This window comes from Dolichospermum sp. LEGE 00246, from assembly GCF_015207865.1.
GTDB lineage: Bacteria > Cyanobacteriota > Cyanobacteriia > Cyanobacteriales > Nostocaceae > Dolichospermum > Dolichospermum heterosporum.
In genome coordinates this window covers 1-3,117 of sequence record NZ_JADEWA010000558.1, presented here as the reverse complement: position 1 = coordinate 3,117, position 3,117 = coordinate 1, and the positions used below count along the sequence as shown (strand labels likewise).

Sequence of the window (3,117 nt, the reverse complement as noted above, 5' to 3'; positions counted from 1 at the left end):
ACAACTATAAGATTATGAGAACTTATTTCATAAATCTTAATAATCTAGATTCAGTCACAAAATTCTCATACATTGTATATCAATACTGCTCGGTTAAGCCTAAAAAGTCATCATCCGGTAAGTAATTGGACAAAAATATTTACAGTCATTGCGAGGGAATGGAAGCAATCACAACCCTTGCGATTGCTTCATTTCACTTCGTTCCATTTGCAATGACATTGTGTAATTAATTCTGTCCCATTACTTAGGTTGGGTTGTGGAACGTAAACGTATCCCTGCGGGACACTGCGTGAACGCGAAACAATCGGAACGTCCACGCAGTGTGGCGTATCCCTGCGGTAGCGTGCCGGAAGAATCAGCCATAATCCAACCAAATCCTTGATAATGTTGGGTTTCGCTGTCGCTCAACCCAACCTACATTTCCTTAACCGATAAGTATTGCATTGTATATTTAAGATTGTAATACTGAGTTAAATTATTGACAATATTAACTAATTAAGATGATGGCAACAAAACAGCAAAATCCCGTTTTATTAGTGCATGGTATTAACGATACTGGGGCGGTTTTCAATAAAATGGCGTTTTCTCTGCGACAACAAGGGTTGTCTGTGCATACGGTGGATTTAATCCCTAATAATGGTTCTGAGGTTTTGGAGAAATTAGCCCAGCAGGTAGCTAATTATGTAAATGATACTTTTGCAACAGCGCAACCACTGGATATAGTGGGTTTTAGTATGGGAGGAATTGTCAGCCGTTATTATATTCAGCGGTTGGGGGGAATAAATAGAGTCCAGCGATTTATTACAATTTCTTCACCTCATCATGGAACTATAGTTGCTTATGGTACTTGGCTGGCTGGTGCTTTGCAAATGCGTCCTCATAGTAATTTTCTCAATGATTTAAATTCTGATGTCGAGATGTTAAAGCAGTTGGATTTTACATCTATTTGGACACCTTATGATTTAATGATTATCCCAACAGAAAGTTCACAACTTGGTATAGGCAAAGAAATAACTTTACCAGTGTTATTACATCCTTTAATGTTAACAGATTCTAGAACTTTATCAATAGTGGTAAAGATATTAACAACATCAGTGAAATCATGAATGTTTCTTTACCAAAAAATACACTTCTTTTGTGATTCTGAAAGGTATTTACTCAAGATACTCAAAACGGTTGGAACCTGGACTTTTGTAAAATCACGAAAAACCTAGATTAGTAGGGGTAAAGCAAGAGCTTCATTGGTGTCAACTTAACGTAAAACCTGTAGTCCGCCTGGGAATGAATTCCCAGTCTCATAGCAAAAGTTATCTTTTGATGACTAAAATCCCCAGTTTACTTTAGTAAACTTTAGCTATTAGCCTGGAACTTCAGTTCCAGGTGGGGCTGTCAGCCAAACAAATAAGCTAGACTGAAAACGGTTCATAGTTTAACTATTATCATCTGTAATTCGTTATGGACAGCTAATTTCTATCACCAATTTGGGTATGTTCAGTATTGCCAAAAATTGCTTCTGGATGACGATAATATTTAAATTCCATTAAGTTATAAAAAGGGTCTTCTAAGAAAAAAGTCCGATGCTCTAGAAGGGAATCGGTAAAGCGGTATTTGGGTTCTTCTCTAAATTTTAAATCTTTGTTGTTTGCCCTTTCTAGTAATTCTTGCCAATCTGCTGCTTGGGTGAAAATTAGTCCAAAGTGTCGGGGATAAATTGCTTTTTGAGGTGTGAGGATATCTTTCGTTGTATGTGCTACTAATTGATGTCCATAGAGGTTGAGAATCAAAGCGTGGGGGTTTTCGCGTCCGGGAATGCAGCCTAAACCGTCAACATAATAGGCTTTGGTGTCGGGGATATTGGTGACAGGGAAGGCGAGGTGAAATGTGGTTTGGTTCATGGTGGAGTAAGATGAATAAAAGTAGGATTTAGTTAATTTCTCTGTAGGTTGATTATCAATTATAGTAAAATAATCAATAAGTAGGTGAACACAATAAAACCAAACTGTGTAAAGAAACGTAAATCTTTACTCTTGCCTCTTGCTTTGCCATAACGATAATTTTCAAGGACAACCTACTTAACACCAAGCTGTTTGACAAATAAAAGTGAAGAAGTAAAATTACGATAAATCTGTGGTAAAAGAGGATAAAATCATTTTATTAGCATGGAAATCTGAAAATACTCATAATTTATCACAGATGTTATCTTTAATAGGTTCTATTAATCCCTGGTTAATGGGAGTAGGCTTAAATGCAATTTTACTAGGAATAGTCGCAATTATTCCCAAAAAGTTGCTCACCCCGGCAGGTATACTTAATGCTGGATTATTAGGAGTAATCATTTGGGGAACACTAGGTTGGCAGGGATATCTAGTGGTGGTATTTTATTTTATTGTCGGTTCCGGGGTAACGCGCATTGGTATGGCAGAAAAAGAAGCCGCCGGAATTGCGGAAAAACGTGCTGGTGCAAGAGGTCCAGAAAACGTTTGGGGTTCAGCATTAATAGCGGCTTTATGTGCGTTGGGAGTGTTGTTTTTACCTGATTTTAAATATTTGTTATGTTTGGGTTATGTTGCCAGTTTTAGTACCAAACTATCTGATACTACAGCCAGTGAAGTTGGTAAAGCTTATGGTAAAAGGACATTTTTAATTACGACACTACAACCAGTTCCCAGGGGGACAGAAGGGGCGGTAAGTTTAGAAGGGACTTTAGCTGGTATGGTAGCATCAATAGCGATCGCCCTCATTGGTTGGGGAGTAAATTTAATTAATCCCCTTGGCATCTTATGGAGTGTCATAGCCGCATTTATCGCTACAAATTTAGAAAGTGTCATTGGTGCGACTTTGCAATCTAAATATACTTGGCTGACCAATGAGGTTGTCAATATCTTTAATACCCTGATTGGTGCAACTGCGGCGATAATATTGGCATTAATTTACCAAAGTGTTTTTGTTTAACTATTGACTAAAATCACTCCATGTAGGTTGGGTTGACACAAGGAAACCCAGCATAATCATTTTAGTCATATTGCTTACAGATTGAAAAATAGTTATCGCCTAAAATCATTTAGTTCACTATTTATAAAAAATTAGGATATTTTATTACCAGATATTGATTACATA

The 3,117-nt window shown here is 37.2% G+C and carries 3 protein-coding genes; 2 read left to right on the top strand and 1 reads right to left on the bottom strand.

What is annotated here, in order from left to right; all coding sequences use genetic code 11:
• Positions 1-503: 503 nt before the first annotated feature.
• The gene (locus tag IQ228_RS23935) at positions 504-1,106 is read left to right on the top strand and encodes a triacylglycerol lipase (protein WP_193964683.1); all 603 of its coding nucleotides are present in this window, start codon (positions 504-506) and stop codon (positions 1,104-1,106) included.
• Between the two features lie 357 nt (positions 1,107-1,463).
• Here IQ228_RS23935 and IQ228_RS23930 read toward each other — a convergent pair whose 3' ends face one another.
• Positions 1,464-1,895 carry a VOC family protein gene (locus IQ228_RS23930; protein WP_193964682.1) on the bottom strand — a complete coding sequence of 144 codons (432 nt, stop codon included), beginning with the start codon at positions 1,893-1,895 and terminating at the stop codon, positions 1,464-1,466.
• 298 nt (positions 1,896-2,193) lie between these two features.
• Between IQ228_RS23930 and IQ228_RS23925 the strand changes: the two genes are divergently transcribed.
• The gene (locus IQ228_RS23925) at positions 2,194-2,952 is read left to right on the top strand and encodes a TIGR00297 family protein (protein ID WP_027403269.1); all 759 of its coding nucleotides are present in this window, start codon (positions 2,194-2,196) and stop codon (positions 2,950-2,952) included.
• Positions 2,953-3,117 lie beyond the last annotated feature (165 nt).

Coding starts and splice junctions, on each gene's coding strand:
- IQ228_RS23935 (WP_193964683.1), top strand. CDS start 504: ATGGCAACAAAACAGCAAAATCCCGTTTTATTAGTGCATGGTATTAAC.
- IQ228_RS23930 (WP_193964682.1), bottom strand. CDS start 1,895: ATGAACCAAACCACATTTCACCTCGCCTTCCCTGTCACCAATATCCCC.
- IQ228_RS23925 (WP_027403269.1), top strand. CDS start 2,194: ATGTTATCTTTAATAGGTTCTATTAATCCCTGGTTAATGGGAGTAGGC.